We start from the raw sequence: 16,593 nt of genomic DNA on the forward strand, positions 1-16,593 counted from the left end.
AGACCGTCGCGCGGGCCAGAACTGGCTTCATTTCGCCACTCCGCGCCCTCATCCTCGGGAACCATGAACCTCACCATCGAATCCCCGGCCCTCCACCTCGCCGAGCCCCGGTCCAGGAAACAGGCCATGTGGCGCGGCTTCACCTGTAGCTGCCCCGCCTGCGGGCAAGGCCGCATGTTCGGCAAGTACCTCAAGATTGCAGACACCTGCCCGTCCTGTGGCGAGGAACTGCACCACCACAGGGCCGATGACGCGCCGCCCTATTTCACCATGATGATCGTCGGCCACGTCGTGATCCCCCTCGTCCTCGTGGTGGAGAAGGTCTGGCATCCCGACGTCTCGATCCACTTCATGCTGTGGACGGCCGTCGTCCTGTCGATGAGCTTCGCCCTCATGCCTGCCGTCAAGGGCGCCATCGTCGGCCTGCAATGGGCCAACCGCATGCACGGCTTCGACCCGAATTTCCAGCCCGAGGTGGAATGACTTACGACCACCCGGAATTCGCCGGCTCCAAGGTCCACGCCAAGGTCCTGAAGCCCAGGGACTCGGCCACCCTGATCCTGGTGCGCAAGGGTGCCGGCAGCCCGCGCATCCTGATGGGCCAGCGCGCCCAGGGGCATGCCTTCATGCCCAACAAATATGTCTTCCCCGGCGGGCGCCTCGATGCTGCCGACTGCCGCGTGAGGCCCGCTCAGGACCTGCACCCTGCAACCATGGCCAAGCTCCTCCAGCGCATGCGCGGCAAGCCGACCGAGACCCGGGCCCGAGGTGTGGCCTATGCCGCCGTGCGCGAGACCTGGGAGGAGGCGGGGCTGCTGTTCGGCCGCTCGCGTCTCGAGGACGCTCCGGACCTTTCCGGTCTCACCCTGTTCATGCGGGCGATCACCCCGCCGGGCCGGACGCGCCGCTATGATTCCAGGTTTTTCGTGGCCGACGCGGACCACCTTTCCAACATCGACCAGCCCCACCATGACGGCGGCGGCGAACTGCTCACCCAGTCGTGGCTGACGCTCGATGAAATCGCTTCGCTGGACCTACCGCTGATCACCATCGATGCCCTCAAGCGTTTGAAACCGTTCCTCGATCAGGGCCGGCTCCCGCCGCAGGATTGCACGGCGTCTTTCCAGTATTTCCGGGGCAAGAACTGGGTCGAGGACGAGATTTCCCCCGCGCCTTGACTTTGCCCTGCATTTCGGGTGTATCGGCCCCAAATTCCTGTTTTGGAGACCATTATGGCCAAAGGCAACGTTATCAAGATCAAGCTCGCGTCGTCCGCCGACACCGGCTACTTCTACGTGACCAAGAAGAACTCGCGCACCAAGACCGACAAGCTGTCGTTCAAGAAGTACGACCCCGTTGCGCGCAAGCACGTCGAATTCAAGGAAACCAAGATCAAGTAATCTTGGCCCCTTACGGCCCAAATCGAAAAGGCATCGCCCATGGGTGGTGCCTTTCGCATTTCTGACCCCCGTTCCGGAGAGCACCATGCCCGTCGACTACCGCGCCATGATCCCCACCCTCACCTATCGCAACCAGGCCTTCATCAACGGCAAGCACGTGGCTGCTGCCTCGGGCAAGACCTTCGATTGTGTTTCCCCCATCGACGGCCGCGTGCTCACGCAAGTCGCAGCCTGCGACGCCGAGGACGTGAACCGCGCGGTCGCGGCGGCACGCGCCGTGTTCGAGAAGGGTTCGTGGTCCGCCTGCCACCCGGCCAAGCGCAAGAAGGTCCTGCTGAAATTCGCCGAGCTGATCGCCAAGCACAAGGACGAGCTGGCGCTGCTCGAAACCCTCGATGTCGGAAAGCCCATCTCCGTTTCGGCGGGCGGTGACATTCCAGGTTCGATCCAAGCCATCCAGTGGTACGCCGAGGCCGCCGACAAGGTCTATGACGAGGTCGCCCCCTATCGCCCTGACTCTGTCTCGCTCATCACGCGTGAACCGATTGGCGTGGTCGCTGCGGTGGTGCCGTGGAACTATCCGCTGCTCATGGCCTCGTGGAAAATCGGCCCAGCGCTCGCCACCGGCAACTCGATCATCGTGAAGCCCGCCGAACAGTCGCCGCTCACCATGCTGCGCGTCGCCGAGCTCGCGGCAGAGGCCGGCATTCCGGATGGCGTGCTGCAAGTGCTGCCCGGCTTCGGTGAGACGGCGGGCCAGGCGCTGGGCCTCCACATGGACGTCGACATGGTGGCCTTCACCGGCTCAACCGTCGTGGGAAAATACTTCCTGCGCTATGCGGGCGATTCCAACATGAAGCACGTCTCGCTGGAGACGGGCGGCAAGTCACCCAACATCGTCTTCGCTGATGCGGGCGATCTCGATCATATCGCCAAGACAACGGCCGACGGCGTGTTCTTCAACTCCGGCCAGAGCTGCAACGCTCCCACCCGCATCCTCGTCGAGGAGAAGATCAGGGACGAGTTCGTCGCGCTCATCGCCAAGCATGCCAAGCCCTGGACGCCGGCCGACCCTCTCGACCCCAGCACAACGATGGGGGCCGTTGTCGACAGGGACCAGATGAACCGCGTGCTGGGCTACATCGCCGAGGGCCGCAAGGAAGGTGCCACCATCGCGACCGGCGGCAGCCAGGCCCGCCCGGATACCGGCGGCGCCTATATCGAGCCCACCGTCTTCACCGACGTGAAGAACGACATGAAGATCGCCCAGGAGGAAATCTTTGGCCCCGTCGTCGTCGCCGTGTCCTTCAAGGACGAGGAGGAAGCTGTCCGCATCGCCAATGACTCGATTTATGGCCTGCAGGCAAATCTCTGGACCCGCGACGTAAGCCGCGCCCACCGCCTCGCCCGCCGCCTGAAGGCGGGCACAGTGGTCGTCAACAACGTCTGGGGCTCAGACATCACCAACCCCTTCGGTGGCTACAAGCAGTCCGGCATCGGCCGCGACAAATCGCTCCACGCCATGGACAAGTATTGTCAGGTCAAGAACATCTACATCCAGCTGTGAAAGCCGTGAAGTCGATCGCTGCTCTCAGCATTCTCGCCCTCACGGCTGCTGCCGCGCTTTGCCTGCCTCCGTGACAAGCGCAGCCGCATCGCCGAGGCGGTCGAACTGCCTCCTTGAGCCATATGCGGCTGTGAATATGTGAAGAAACCCGGATAGCCAGCGCTGATAGCCTCGCCATACTCGAACCATGAGCGATGATGATTCGCGTGAGCAGGCCCAGAGGCGTTTTGACGTCGCCGACCACCTGAACCATCCCGCGGTGGTGCGCGCCTTCCTGTGGAATGCAGTGGCCACCGGCAACCCGGAGATCATCCGCCGCGCCGAGGCCTCGATTGCCCGCGCAGCGGCACGGCATGAAACACCGGCAGGCTAGATTTCATCCGACTACGGAATTGTTGGCCAGGCGAAGCCGCGCAGCGGTCTGCTGCGCGGTTAAGCCTATTCGGAGCTGGGCTCTTCCGTCGCCTGCTCGGGCAGGTGCATCTCAAGCGGAAGCTGATCGATCTCGGTTCCGTCCAGCGGCTCCTCGTCGGGCAGCAGGTCGTCGCTTGAGCGCGGCATCGGGATGTCGAAGCCCGGCGGCAGGTTGGCGTCGAGAAGGCCAGCACCCTTGAGCTCCTGCAGGCCCGGAAGATCGCCCACCTCGTTGAGGCCGAAATGGCTGAGGAAGGCATCGGTGGTGCCATAGGTCACCGGGCGACCCGGCGTCTTGCGGCGGCCGCGCATGCGCACCCAGCCGATTTCCAGAAGCTGGTCCAGCGTGCCCTTGGAAATGGCAACGCCGCGAATGTCCTCGATCTCGGCGCGCGTCACGGCCTGATGATAGGCGATGATGGCGAGCGTCTCCATCGCGGCCTTGGAGAGCTTGCGCTCCTCCACCTTCTCGCGGCGCAGCAGGTAGCTGAGATCATCCGAGGTGCGGAACAGCCACTTGCCGGCAACCTCAACGAGGTTGACGCCACGGTTGGCATAATTCGCCTGAAGGTCAGCGAGCAGGCCCGCAATGTCCGTCCCCTCGGGCAGGTACGATTTCAGGTGCGAGCCATCGATGGGCTCGGCGGTGGCAAACAGAATGGCCTCGACGATGCGCAGGTGCTGGTTGCGGTCGGCGCGCGGATGGCGGGTCACTGTGGCCGAGGGCTGGTCCTCGGTCTCGCCTTCGGGCGCTTCCTCGGTGGACTCCTCCATGACCATCTCGATCTCGGTCACCTCTTCGGTGATGATGGCCACAACCTCCTCCTCGCCGGGGCGCCCATCCTCGATGGTCTCGTCAACCGCCTCATGCGCCATCGCCTCGTCGTCCTCGACTGTGGCTTCGGCCGCCACGGCTTGTGTCTGCATGGTCATGTCCCTCACTCCGTCACGTCACTGACGCGGCCCTCAGGCCGCACTCGCCCGCCGCCTGAGATAGATTGGGCGGAAGGGCCCCTCCTGCCTCAGTTCAAGCAGGCCTTCGCGCGCAAGCTCAAGGCTCGCGGTAAAACTCGAAGCCGTCACCGAGCGGCGCATCCCCGGTTCGGTCATGTATTGCGCCAGCCAGATGTCGAAGGTACCCCAGTCGTCCATCACGCCCACCATGCGCTCCAGCGCATTGCGGGCTTCCTTGATCGACCACGTGGGGTGCCGCTTGGGCACATAGATCTGGTGCACCATCTTCTTCTTGCGACGGTCCGCATAGGCCTTGAGCAGGTCGATAAGGTTGTCGGAATACTGGCGCTTCGTATCGACGATGATTGGCTCCGGCGCACCGCGCGCGAACACGTCGCGGCCCAGCACGCTGCGCTTCATCAGGTTCTCGGAGGCGGTCCGCATGGCCTGCAGGCGCTGCAGTCGGAAGGCGAGGCGCGCGGCAAGATCGGCGGGCTCCTGCTCTTCCGAGCCCGGAGGAGCCGGGATCAGCAGGCGCGACTTCAGGTAGGCAAGCCACGCCGCCATCACGAGATAGTCGGCAGCGACCTCGAGCTGCAGCTTGCGCGCCCTCTCGATGAATTCGAGATACTGCTCGGCAAGCTTGAGGATCGAAATCTGCTTGAGGTCCACCTTGTGGGCGCGGGCCAGTTCGAGAAGAAGGTCGAGCGGGCCTTCAAAACCGCCCACGTCGACGATCAGCGTGCCATCGTCGGCAACGGCAACGGGTTCCGTCCGCAACGGCGCTTCGCCGTCGGGCCAGCCTTCGGGGGCGGCCACAGGCTCCTGATTGCTTTCGTCCTGACTGCTCACGCCGGAATCATCCTCGATTTCTTAACAACCTTGTTACCAAGGGATGGTGGGTGATTCGCCTTCCTGACACAACTTATCCCCAGTTTCACCAGTGGGATACGTCTGTCCTCATCGGTTTTCCCCGCGGTATCGCCCCCAGGGGCGAGGGACGGCTCACACCGGCAGCACGGCCTCGAGGTCCTTCAGGGCCTGTTTCCTGTCAAATGGCTGCGGCTTGCGGGCGAATTTGAGCGCCGCCTTTGCGCGTGACAGCGCCTTGCCATTCAGCACGCCGGCGGCGGCGGCCACCTCTTCCATCTGGGCCATCTCGCCATTGCAATGCAGGACGATATCGCAGCCGGCGTCGAGTGCCCGCCTGGTCTTCTCGGCATAGCTGCCCGAGAGCGCCTTCATCGAAAGATCGTCCGTCATCAGCAGGCCGCGGAAGCCGATCTGCTTGCGGATGATGGTCGAGATCACCTTCTTCGACAGAGTGGCAGGCGCCGTCTTGTCGATTGCGGTGTAGACCACATGCGCCGTCATCGCCATTGGCGCATCGGCCATGGCGGCAAAGGGCGGGAAGTCAACCGCTTCGAGTTCGGCACGCTTGGCATCGACGACGGGAAGTTCCAGGTGGCTGTCCGCCCTCGCGCGGCCGTGGCCTGGAATGTGCTTGATCACCGGCAGCACGCCACCATCGACGAAGCCCGCGGCATGGGCCCGCGCCAGGGCCATGATGGCCTCGATGCGGTCAGAATAGGCGCGGTTGCCGACAATTTCATGTGCACCGGGTTGCGGCACGTCCAGCACCGGAACGCAGTTGGCCGTAATGCCCGCCTCGATGAGGTCTTCGGCCATCAGGCGGCCCACGTTGCGCGCGGCGCGCAGACCCTGCAGGGCGCTGCTGTTGAAGGCCTCGCCATAACAGCGCGCGGCAGGGTAACGGCGCCAGGCATTGCTGGGTGGTCCCAGGCGCTGCACGCGGCCGCCTTCCTGGTCAATGAACACAGGCGCATTCTTGCGGCCCACGGCGGCGCGGAAGGCGCTGGTCAGTGTTTTCAACTGCTCTGGCGTCTCGCAATTGCGTTTGAAGAGGATCAGGCCCCACGGATTGGTGCGCGCAAAGAAATCACGCTCGGCACTGCTCAGCACAGGACTGGCGCAACCCGATATGAAGGCACCGATGGCAGCCATGGATTTAGAGCGCAGCCCGCGTCACGGGCCCCTCACGATGCAGTCGCTCTCACCGGCGGCGATCAGCTCGCTGCACACCCTGGTGGCGTCGCCGCGCGTTGGCAATGGCCCAAGGCCAAGCTGATAGCGCGTGCTGCCGCCCACCGTAGCCTGGCGGATCTGCGACTTCAGCGGCCCCACCACGCTGGGATAAGCGCCAGCGAGGCGCGAATATTCCTTCTTGGCTTCGGTGTCGGTGCGGAACGATGCGAGCTGAACCACATAGCCGCCACCGGTGGAGGCCTGCGGCGCTGCAGCTGCAGGCGGTGTCGCGGCCTTCTGCTGGGCTGCGGGGGCGGTGGCCTGCTTGGTCTGGGTTGCTGCGGAGGCCACCTGCGTCGGCGCCGCCTGCCGCGCAGTCGTTGCAGCGGAGCCGCCAGCATCGACATTGAACAGGTCGAAGATCGTCTTGCGCTTCTGCGGGTTCGCGGGTGCCACAGGCTGCTCGGCAGTTGCAGGCGCCGTCGTCAACGGTTGCGTCGCAGCGGCGGTGTTCTGGTCAGACGCTCCACCCTGCTGCGAGGGCGGCACCAGCACCACGGGCTTGGTGCCGAGGTTGTTGTAGTCGGCCTGCTTGCTGGCCGTCTGCTTGGTCACGGTCTTCTTGGCCGGCGTCTTTTTCTTGGGCGGCGGCGGTGTGGTGTCTTCCGCTGCTGCCTGTGTCTGAGCAGGCTTGGAGGGCGGAGGCGCCGTCACGACCGGCTCTGTCGCTGCCGTGGCAGCGGTAGCGGAAGCTGTTGAGGCTGCCCCTGAAACAAGAGCCGCCCCGTCGGTGGCTTTTTCCGGGGGCGGCGGGGTATTGGCATCACTCGACGAGGTCTGAGATGAAGTGGCGGGGAGTGGCGGTGGAGCCGCCCCTCCCTGGTCCGGCTGGGCAGAGGTGGCAGCCACCTGGCTACCATCTTTCAGTCCAAGATTGCCCTGCTGGTCACTGCCTGGGATCGGCAGCGGCAGCGGCGGCTCGACCTCAGGCAGGCCCTGACCGGTGCCCTGCGTGGGCGCATCGGGCACTGGGATCGTGTTGGCATTGCCTGCAGGCTCAATCTTGGGAACCTGGTCGGCGGCGGGTGCCTCTGCGGCGGCAGGCGTGGCAGCGTCAGGCTGTGCAGCCTCTGGGGCAACCGGGGTTTCCTCCGTCGGCTGCATTTCGCCAGTCACTTCCTGCTCGCCCACGATGCGATCATAGATTTGCTTCTTGCGCGCGGCGGGTGCCTCGGTCTGGCTATCGCCACTGGCGTCGGGCGCGGCAACCTTGGCTGGGTCGGCAGGCGCTGGAACAACCGGCGTCGAGCCAGACGAACTCGACGAACCAACGCCCGCCAGGTTCTTCATGTTGTCGCTGTAGTACCAGACCAGACCACCGACCAGCACCGCAGCGCCGAGGAGCGCCAGCAGCAGCAGCCACGGGCCACTGGAACGACGCGGCTCATCGGCAAAGCCTTCCTCGCCTTCGGCATATTCGGACTGGTAGTCACGCGCCGAAGCACGACCGCGCGGTGCGGCGTCATCCTCGAACACCTCGTCGAAGTCGTCCTCGCGGGCGCGACCAACCGGGCGGCCGAGGCGCGGCGCGGCGCGGCCTTCCTCATCGAGCACGTCCTCAGGATATTCCGGAGGCTCCGGCTGGCGCGCATAGGGATTGATCGGGGGTGTGCGGCGCACCGGAAGCCGCGAGGCCCCATAGCCTGCGGCATCAGCACCCAGACCGGGCCGCGTCACGCCCGGCAGGCGCGGCGAAGGCACATAACCGGAGCCGCCCTCGGTGATCGTCGGGCGGAAGGCCGGCTGCGGACGCGCGCCGAGGTTGCCATTGGTGGAGGGGCGCAGGAACGGCGGCGGCGAGCGATCGCCACCGAGAGCCGGGCGCGGCGGCGTAAGCGGCGCAGCACCACCGGGGCGCTGCTCGCCACGGTCGTCGGCAAAGCTGAACTTGGGACGCGGCGCACCCGACGTGGGCGGCACAACCGGGTTGCGCGGCGTGGGTGCAGCGGGGCGCAGCGGCGGAGCTGCGGGGCGTTGCGGCACGGGCGCTTCGGGCTTCTTGCCTTCGGCGCGATTGCGGGCGGCCTGAACCCGCTGTTCGGCAAGGCGTTCGGCAGCAGCGCGCTGGGCACGGAGCTTTTCGGCCAGCGCGTCCTGCGCCGCATTGTCAGGGGCCCTGGGTGTTGCGCGTGACAGCGCCGGCGGAACCGAGGGCGATGCGGTGGCGGGTGATTCAGCGCCAGGCTGGGCGGGCTTCACGCGCGGCGCCATCGGCGCCGGCTTGGTCACCGGAGCGCGCGGGGCGGGCCTCGCCGTGCCAGCCGGTGGCGGTGCAGACATCTGCGGCTCGTCGCGGAATTCATCCGAAAGCTTCGGAAGCTCCTTCGCGCCGATACCGAGACGTTCGCGCCAGTTCCGCTTGTCCGGCCCTGCGCCGTTGCTCGAATCTTGATCCATATGACCGTACGCCTCTACATCTCTTCGGCGGGTCTAACCCCGAGGATCCGAAGGCCATTTGCCAAAACATATCGAATCGCCAACAGGAAGGCGAGACGAGTTTGGGTCAGTTTCACATCTTCTTTCAAAATAAATCTTAAATGCGGCGAGTCTTTGCCCTTGTTCCAGAGCGCGTGAAAATCGCCAGCAAGGTCATAAAGATAGAATGCAATGCGGTGGGGCTCATGCGACTGCGCCGCAGCCTCCACCAGACGCGGGAATTCGGCGATCCGGCGAGCCAGCCCAAGCTCCGATTCATCGGTGAGCAGCTCGAAGCTAGGCATATCTGCAGGTGTAAAGCCCTCTTCAATCGCATTGCGCAGAACCGAGCACGTCCGGGCGTGGGCGTACTGCACGTAGAACACCGGGTTGTCCTTGGACTGCTCTGTCACCTTGGCGAAGTCGAAATCGAGAGGTGCCTCGTTCTTGCGGAACAGCATCATGAAACGCAGGACGTCGGGGCCAACCTCGTCGACCGCGTCACGCAGCGTCACGTATTCTCCCGCCCGCTTCGACATGCGCACCGGCTCGCCTGCCCGATAGAGCTTCACCAGCTGGCACAGCCTGACGATGACGTCGACCTCGCGGTCGCCGGCAAGTGCCGCGCCCAGCGCTTCCAGCCGCTTCACATAGCCGCCATGGTCGGCGCCGAGAATGTAGATGAGATCGCTGAAGCCGCGCTGGATCTTGTTGCGGCTGTAGGCCACGTCGGAGGCGAAATAGGTGTAGCTGCCGTCGGACTTGAGCAGCGGCCGGTCGATATCGTCACCAAAGCCTGTGGTGCGGAACAAGGTCTGCTCGCGGTCTTCCCAGTCCTCGGGTACCTCGCCTTTGGGAGGCGGCAGTGTGCCCTGGTAAACGAGGTCGCGGGACCGCAACTCGGCGATGGTTTCCTTCACCTGCCCCGACTCATGCAGCCCCTTCTCGGAGGCGAACACTTCCTGACGGATGTTCAGCGCGGCAAGGTCTTCCCGGATCAGCGCCATCATCATCTCGATGGCCTTTGCCCGCACGATGGGAAGCCATTCGGCCTCGTCCTTGCCCTTCAGCGAAGCACCCAACTCGCTGGCCAGCGCCTGCCCCACGGGCTTCAGGTAATCGCCCGGGTAGAGCCCGGCCGGAACCTCGCCGATCGTCTCGCCCAGCGCCTCGAGGTAGCGGAGGTAGGCAGAGCGGGCCAGCACGTCCACCTGCGCGCCGGCATCGTTGATGTAGTATTCGCGGGTGACGTCGTAGCCGCAGGCGATCAGCAGCTCGGCGAGCGCATCACCGAAGACCGCGCCACGAACGTGGCCCACATGGAGCGGGCCCGTCGGGTTGGCGGAGACATATTCGACATTGGACTTCTTGCCACCACCCAAAGTGGAATGGCCGTAACGCGCACCTCCTGCGAGTACCGCCGTCAACACCCGTGGCCATTGGTCGGCGGTGAGTTTCAGGTTGATGAAACCCGGCCCGGCGATGTCAACGGCGGCAACGTTTTTGTGCGTCCGCAGCACCGCGGACAGCGACTCCGCCAACACCTTTGGCGGCATGCCGAGGGCCTTGTTGAGCACCATTGCAGCATTGGTGGAGATGTCGCCGTGCGAGGGATCGCGCGGCGGTTCGGCCGTAACCTTGGAGAGGTCCGGCAGCGACACGCCCCGTTCGACCGCGACCGTGGTGACGGCCTCGCGGACCACCTGCAGAAACTCAGCAAACAGGTTCATGTCTACTTTTAAACTGTTGAATCAACACCCTGCTGGCCCCTAGCGGAAAAGCGGATCGAGGTCAAACAGCCTCTTGTGCTGGTCCAGTGCATAGCGGTCGGTCATGCCGGCGATGAAGTCGCAGACCTGGCGGGCCTGGCCGTCCTGCCAACCTGTTGGCAGGAGCTTGGGATCATTCATGTAGGCATCGAACAGATCATGCATCACGCGCCGGGCACGGGCCATGATTTTCTCAACTCTTTCATGATGATACATGCGATCGTTGAGAAATGACTGCAACGCCATGTTGCGCTCATGCATCTGCTTGCCGAACACCACCAGCGGATGCCCCAGCCTGCGCACGCCCGACGCGCTGCGGATGTTGTATTTGACGTTGTTGTTGTTGCATTCGGTGATGATGTCGTTGACCATCGCCGACATCACGCGGCGCACCGTCTCATGCACGATCCGGTCCTGCTCGAGATCCGGATAAAGCTTCAGCACCTGCGACAGCGCCTCCCCCGCCAGCGGCACGTCACCGAGGTCGATCAGCCTGAACAGCCCGGCCCGCAGTCCATCGTCGATGTCATGGGCATTGTAGGCAATGTCATCCGAGATCGCCGCCACCTGCGCTTCCGCAGAGGCAAAGGTTGCAAGCTCCAGGTCATGGTCCGCGACATATTCGAGGATCGCCTCGGGCAGTCCATGCTCACGGTAGCGGCCCACAGGGTCACCCTCGGCGTTCACCAGCGGACCATTGTGCTTCACCAGCCCCTCCAGCGTCTCCCATGTCAGGTTGAGGCCGTCGAACTCCGCGTAGCGCTTCTCGAGCTTGGTGAGGATGCGCAGCGACTGGGCATTGTGATCGAAGCCGCCCCACGGCTTCATCAGCTTGTCCAATTCGCGCTCACCCGCATGGCCGAAGGGCGTGTGGCCAAGGTCATGGCCGAGCGCCAGCGCCTCGGCAAGATCCTCGTCCAGCCCCAGCGCCCGGGCGATGGAGCGGGCCACCTGAGCCACCTCGATGGTGTGGGTGAGCCTCGTCCGGTAATGGTCACCCTCATGGTACACGAAGACCTGCGTCTTGTGCTTTAGGCGCCGAAACGCCTGGGAATGAATGATCCGGTCGCGGTCACGGGCAAAAACGGAGCGGAAATCCGGCCCACCCTCCTGGTGCACCCGGCCACGGGTGTCCTCCGGGAGCGAGGAATAGGGCGCCGTAAACCGCTGCATGGGAGAATCCGTTGACAAGCCTGAACAAGCACCCAACATACACCATCATGACCACGTCCATCACCCTTACCGAGGCTGCGGCCTCCCGCATCCGGACCATCCTGGCGAAGGAACCGGGCAAGAGCGCACTCAGGATTGCCGTCAACGGCGGCGGATGCTCCGGGTTCCAATACGATTTCCAGCTCGCGGATGCTGCTGCCGACGACGACCTGGTGATCGAGCAGTCGGGCGTCAAGGCACTGGTCGACCCGGTCAGCCAGGAATTCCTGAACGGTGCCGAGATCGACTTCGTCGACGACCTGATGGGCCAGTCCTTCCGCATCAGGAACCCGAACGCCACCTCATCCTGCGGCTGCGGCACTTCCTTCTCGATCTGACTTGCGGCGCATGAGCGCCGCCGCCATCATGGCGGTCATGAAGATCGCCACCTGGAACGTGAACTCCATCAAGGCCCGCCTCGACAACGCGCTCGCATGGTTGCGGCAAGCCAATCCCGACATCCTCTGCCTGCAGGAATTGAAATGCGAGGACCATGCCTTTCCGGCGCAGGCCTTCGAGGAGCTGGGCTATCATGTGCTGGTCCACGGCCAGAAGACCTATAATGGTGTTGCCATCATTTCGAAGCCGAAGCCCGAGGACGTGACGCGCGGCCTTCCCGGAGACGACGGGGACAGCCAGGCGCGCTATCTCGAAGCCGTGTTTGCGCGCAAGTCCGGCGTGGTGCGCATCGCCTCGATCTATCTGCCGAACGGCAACCCTCTGGGCACGGAGAAATTCGAATACAAGCTGCGCTGGATGGACCGCCTGCAGGCCCGGGCGAAGGCGCTGCTGAAACTGGAGGAGCCCACGGTGCTGGCGGGCGACTATAACGTCATCCCCACCCCGCTCGATGCCAAGCACCCGGAGAACTGGACGGGCGACGCGCTGTTCCAGCCCGAGTCGCGCGCCAAGTTCCGCACGCTCCTCAACCTCGGCCTCACCGACGCGATCCGCCAGATGCATGGCGACACGCAGGGCCTCTACACCTTCTGGGACTATCAGGCCGGCGCCTGGCAGAAGAACAACGGCATCCGCATCGACCACCTGCTCCTCTCCCCCCAGTCCGCCGACCTGCTGAAGAGCGCCCACATCGACCGCGAGGTGAGGACGCAGGAAAAGCCGTCGGACCATGTGCCGGTGGTGATTGAATTGACATGATCACATGAATTGCGCGCAAGCGGTGGTGGCGTGATGCGAGATCACTCTGGCATGCCCCCGTGGTCGGCATGGCGGAACCACGGCTGTCGGAAGACTGTTACAAGAACAGAGACGCTGGCCTCTCAGGACCGTGTTTCATGAAGCGCCCGCGCAACCTGGTCTATGCGGTCAATGAACGGCCGCCGAGCGCTTCGCTGCTGGTGCTGGGCCTGCAACATGCAGCGCTCTCAATCGTGTTCCTCGTCTATGCCGCCATGGTGGCGAAGGGAGCAGGCTTCACGCTGGAACAACAGCAGGCAATGGTCGTGGGCACCCTGCTCGCCTGCGGCGTCGGCGCCATCATCCAGGGCGGCCTGCCGCGTCTTTCAAGCGGATTGCTGCTCATCCCCTTGTCATCGCCCATGTTCGTCATCTTTGCCATTCCAGCGGGCAAGCTTGCAGGGCCGGACGGCGTTGCGGCGCTGACGCTGGTGGGCGGCCTCGTGCAAACTATCGTCGGCCTCACTTTCCGCAGACTGCGGGCATTCTTTCCTCCGGAGGTCTGCGGTGTCGTGGTCCTCATGCTTGGCGTCTCGATGGTACCGCATGCCTTCGAGCGTATTGTCAACATGCCCACCGCGATGACCGCCGTCTTCTCCGCACCGATCGCGATTTCACTGGGCATCTCCATGGTGCCGCATGCCTTTGACAAGTTGATTATCCCATAAGCCACAGGGATCTACCTTCCCTCGGTGATAACAGGCCTCACCACTCTGACGGCCATCATCGCCTCCACCATATGGCTCAAGGGCAGCAAGCGCTTTTTCGCCATGATGATCGGATGTGCAGCGGGCTATGCCGTGTCTGCCGCCCTGGGCCAACTCGGCAGTTTCGCAGAGATCGTGGGACAGGCCTCGATATTCGACCTGCCAGATTTTCGCATGCCCAGCCTGTCGCTCGAGCCTGGGTTTCTCGCGGGCTACGCAATCGTGGCCATGATCGCCGCCGTCGACAACATGGGCGTCATCATCAGCACCGATCGGCTGGATGATGCAGAATGGAGCCGGCCGAACGTTGGGCAGATTTCACGCGGCGTATCGTCCCTGGGTGCGACAACCATCTTCTCGGCGCTGCTCGGCGGCACGCATCTCGGACTCTCTTCGACCAATATCGGACTGGCCTTCGCCACGGGCGTGACCTCGCGCGTGGTGGGCATCACCGCCGGACTGATCATGGCGGGAATTGCGTTCTTTCCCGCGGCACTTGCCGTCGTGATCGCCATGCCCGACCCGGTGCTGGGTGGCATTCTCGCCTTCGCGGCCAGTTACTTCATCGTGGCGGGCGCCCAGCTGTCGCTGTCGCGCATGATGTCTCCGCGGCGCATGCTCGTCATCGGGCTACCGATTGCCACCGGTATCACCGTGCTCACCACCTCACGGCTGGGCGTGGGGCTGTCCGGCATTGCGGCCATCCTCATTCACTCGCCGCTGATGTCCGCGTCCATCGTCGCCATTGTCCTCAATGCGCTGATGCGCATCGGCATTGCGCAGAAGGCCGCCATAACGCTCATGGACGGCCGCGACCGGCACGACCAAGTGGAGGAGACGCTCACCGAATGGGGCGAGATGTGGGGCCTGAAACCGGCGACCGCCCTCAATGCCAGCGGGGCGGTGAACCAGTTGCTGGAAGCCGTCACTGACCTGGTCGATGGTCCGATCAGGCTGGAGGCGCGCCACGACGATGTGCGGCTCGATCTTTCGGTTGTCTACAAGGGCCAGCCCATGGTCTTCCCAGACCGGGCACCAACCGCCGACGAGATGCTGAACGATGACGACGCGATGGGGCGCATGGCAGGGTGGCTGGTGCGAAACCTCGCGGACCGGGCCACTTCCTTCACGCGGGGCGATGAGCAAGGCGTGCTGCTGCAGTTCGAGGGGTGAAGTTTGCCCGCCAACAAGCAAAACCCGCGCACCTTGCGGCGCGCGGGCTTCATAAATGATCGACCGAAGTGATTACTTCGGAGCCTTGACGCCGAAGGCGGCGAGCGAAGCTTCGAACGGCTTGAACGCGTCCTTGGCGGCCGCGATGTAAAGCTCGTTCATCTTTGTCATCTGAGCGACCATCGACTCATAGCTTTCCTTGGCGAAGGTCTGCTGGGCCTCAAGCGCCTTGTCGAGCGACTTGGAGGCCGAGAGCTTCTCGAAAGCTGCCGTGCCCTTTTCGAAAGACTTGCGCGAATATTCCGCAGCTTCCTGGGCAATCGCCTGGAAACCGCTGGTCATGGCCTTCGAGGACGCAACATAGGCCTCAAAACCGTCTTTGCCGAAGGACTGGAACTCTTCAAAGGACTTCATCATGAGTGTCTCCATATGCCGCTGGGTTAATGTGTCTGATATGTGCACTGCAACATGATTGTCAATATCCATTTTGCATCGCACCACAGATTTCTGGGTGGATTTACGAGCTGGCTTGATTTATCTCCCGGTAACGATCGCTGGATGAAAAGCTGCAAAATCCTTGCAAAAGGCGGAAGGACCGGGCGGCCGGGGTGGCTGGAACGGTTCAGATGTGATAGAGGACGCCCTCGGTCGGGCGGGCTGATTTGGTGGAGTTGGCATGCGATTTCCTGGGCTCCGCGGCAGACTCAAGTCGCCGTGGAATGAATCATCCGTTTTGAACGTAAGATCCATGACTGCAGCGGTGGCATTGGCCGTTGGGCTGATTCCCGCCACTGTTCATGCTGCGCCGCAGTTCTCGGCCCTGACGATCGACGCCCGCAATGGCAAGGTTCTCTACGCCAATGATATTGACGGCATCCGCCATCCGGCTTCGCTGACCAAGATGATGACGCTCTACCTGCTCTTCCAGGATCTGAGCGCCGGCAAGCTGACCATGAACTCACCGATCACGGTGTCTGCCCGTTGCACCGGCATGGCGCCGTCGAAACTCGGCGTGAAGGCCGGACAAAGCATCACTGCCGAGACCGCGACCCGGGCTCTCGTCGTGAAGTCCGCAAATGACATCGCCTGCGCAGTCGCCGAGACCCTTGGCGGAACCGAAAGCGCCTTCGCGCAACGCATGACGCGCACGGCGCGCGGCCTCGGCATGTCGCGCACTCTGTTCCTCAATGCCTCGGGCCTGCCGAACCCCCGCCAGGTGACCTCCGCGCGCGACATGGCGACGCTTGGCCTGCGGCTGATGCGCGACTACCCGCAGTATTACCCATATTTCCGTACACGGAGCTTTGTGTATCAGGGCAAGACCATCAAGGGGCACAACCGCCTGCTTGGTGCATATGAGGGCACCGACGGCATCAAGACCGGCTATGTTGCTGCCTCGGGCTTTAACCTCGTCACCTCGGTGCGCCGCGGCGAAAAGCGACTGGTGGGCGTTGTGCTGGGTGGCAAGTCCGGCGCATCTCGCGATGCCTACATGAAGCAGATGCTGAGCAAGTATTTCGACGACGCCACCAACGGAGGGACAATTGCCGCCTATGCGGGTTCGTCGAAGGGCGCGAAGTCCACAGACGAAACCCAGACCGCCTCTGCAGAGGACGCGGCTGAAGCCGCCACCACCAAGCCGGCCCGCAAGGAGACCGCCGCCAAGCGCCTGCCGGCCC

Annotated in this window: 15 protein-coding genes and 1 pseudogene; 9 read left to right on the plus strand and 7 right to left on the minus strand. The window is 63.8% G+C overall.

The features are described 5' to 3' along the window. Positions 1-63 precede the first annotated feature (63 nt). The 5 genes from WCJ41_RS05830 to WCJ41_RS05850 all read left to right on the plus strand — a co-directional run bounded on the left by WCJ41_RS05830 (position 64) and on the right by WCJ41_RS05850 (position 3,340). Complete coding sequence (locus WCJ41_RS05830; RefSeq protein ID WP_336904900.1) at positions 64-483, plus strand: DUF983 domain-containing protein; 420 nt, start codon at positions 64-66, stop codon at positions 481-483. Then, complete coding sequence (locus WCJ41_RS05835; RefSeq protein ID WP_336904901.1) at positions 480-1,178, plus strand: NUDIX hydrolase; 699 nt, start codon at positions 480-482, stop codon at positions 1,176-1,178. The genes WCJ41_RS05830 and WCJ41_RS05835 overlap by 4 nt, the downstream gene beginning before the upstream one ends. A 54-nt stretch (positions 1,179-1,232) precedes the next feature. Next, a complete protein-coding gene (gene rpmG, locus WCJ41_RS05840) occupies positions 1,233-1,400 on the plus strand; it encodes a 50S ribosomal protein L33 (protein ID WP_111198460.1) in 168 nt (55 codons plus the stop codon). Positions 1,401-1,485: 85 nt separating this feature from the next. Next, positions 1,486-2,967 (plus strand): aldehyde dehydrogenase, encoded by a 1,482-nt coding sequence (locus tag WCJ41_RS05845; RefSeq protein ID WP_336904902.1) that lies wholly within the window; start codon positions 1,486-1,488, stop codon positions 2,965-2,967. A gap of 187 nt (positions 2,968-3,154) precedes the next feature. Beyond that, a complete protein-coding gene (locus WCJ41_RS05850) occupies positions 3,155-3,340 on the plus strand; it encodes a hypothetical protein (protein ID WP_336904903.1) in 186 nt (61 codons plus the stop codon). Positions 3,341-3,405: 65 nt separating this feature from the next. Here WCJ41_RS05850 and scpB read toward each other — a convergent pair whose 3' ends face one another. The 6 genes from scpB to WCJ41_RS05880 form a co-directional block, all read right to left on the minus strand. Continuing rightward, positions 3,406-4,314, minus strand: a complete 909-nt coding sequence (scpB, locus tag WCJ41_RS05855; RefSeq protein ID WP_336904904.1) for an SMC-Scp complex subunit ScpB — start codon at positions 4,312-4,314, stop codon at positions 3,406-3,408. 33 nt (positions 4,315-4,347) lie between these two features. Beyond that, on the minus strand, positions 4,348-5,187 hold the full coding sequence (locus WCJ41_RS05860; RefSeq protein ID WP_336904905.1) for a ScpA family protein: 840 nt from the start codon (positions 5,185-5,187) through the stop codon (positions 4,348-4,350). Positions 5,188-5,340: 153 nt separating this feature from the next. After that, a complete protein-coding gene (gene nagZ / locus WCJ41_RS05865; protein ID WP_336904906.1) occupies positions 5,341-6,360 on the minus strand; it encodes a beta-N-acetylhexosaminidase in 1,020 nt (339 codons plus the stop codon). 21 nt (positions 6,361-6,381) lie between these two features. Then, on the minus strand, positions 6,382-8,838 hold the full coding sequence (locus WCJ41_RS05870; protein ID WP_336904907.1) for an SPOR domain-containing protein: 2,457 nt from the start codon (positions 8,836-8,838) through the stop codon (positions 6,382-6,384). A 14-nt stretch (positions 8,839-8,852) separates the two neighbouring features. Continuing rightward, positions 8,853-10,586, minus strand: coding sequence for an arginine--tRNA ligase (argS, locus tag WCJ41_RS05875; protein WP_336904908.1), 1,734 nt, complete (start codon positions 10,584-10,586; stop codon positions 8,853-8,855). Between the two features lie 39 nt (positions 10,587-10,625). Further along, on the minus strand, positions 10,626-11,798 hold the full coding sequence (locus WCJ41_RS05880) for a deoxyguanosinetriphosphate triphosphohydrolase (RefSeq protein WP_336904909.1): 1,173 nt from the start codon (positions 11,796-11,798) through the stop codon (positions 10,626-10,628). Positions 11,799-11,845: 47 nt separating this feature from the next. Here WCJ41_RS05880 and erpA point away from each other — a divergent pair, with 47 nt between their 5' ends. The 3 genes and pseudogenes from erpA to WCJ41_RS05895 all read left to right on the plus strand — a co-directional run bounded on the left by erpA (position 11,846) and on the right by WCJ41_RS05895 (position 14,914). Further along, a complete protein-coding gene (gene erpA / locus WCJ41_RS05885) occupies positions 11,846-12,175 on the plus strand; it encodes an iron-sulfur cluster insertion protein ErpA (RefSeq protein WP_336904913.1) in 330 nt (109 codons plus the stop codon). Between the two features lie 37 nt (positions 12,176-12,212). Continuing rightward, positions 12,213-12,995: an exodeoxyribonuclease III gene (gene xth, locus WCJ41_RS05890; protein ID WP_336904914.1), complete on the plus strand. Its 783-nt coding sequence runs from the start codon at positions 12,213-12,215 to the stop codon at positions 12,993-12,995. A 137-nt stretch (positions 12,996-13,132) separates the two neighbouring features. Continuing rightward, positions 13,133-14,914, plus strand: a pseudogene (locus WCJ41_RS05895) (solute carrier family 23 protein). Between the two features lie 72 nt (positions 14,915-14,986). Here the strand turns inward: WCJ41_RS05895 and WCJ41_RS05900 are convergent. Then, complete coding sequence (locus tag WCJ41_RS05900; RefSeq protein ID WP_336904910.1) at positions 14,987-15,331, minus strand: phasin family protein; 345 nt, start codon at positions 15,329-15,331, stop codon at positions 14,987-14,989. Between the two features lie 331 nt (positions 15,332-15,662). Here WCJ41_RS05900 and WCJ41_RS05905 point away from each other — a divergent pair. Next, positions 15,663-16,593, plus strand: a 931-nt coding sequence (locus WCJ41_RS05905; protein ID WP_336904911.1) for a D-alanyl-D-alanine carboxypeptidase family protein, incomplete at its 3' end; no start/stop codon positions are given.

This window comes from Aestuariivirga sp., from assembly GCF_037139295.1.
In the GTDB taxonomy this organism is placed as follows: Bacteria; Pseudomonadota; Alphaproteobacteria; order Rhizobiales; family Aestuariivirgaceae; genus Aestuariivirga.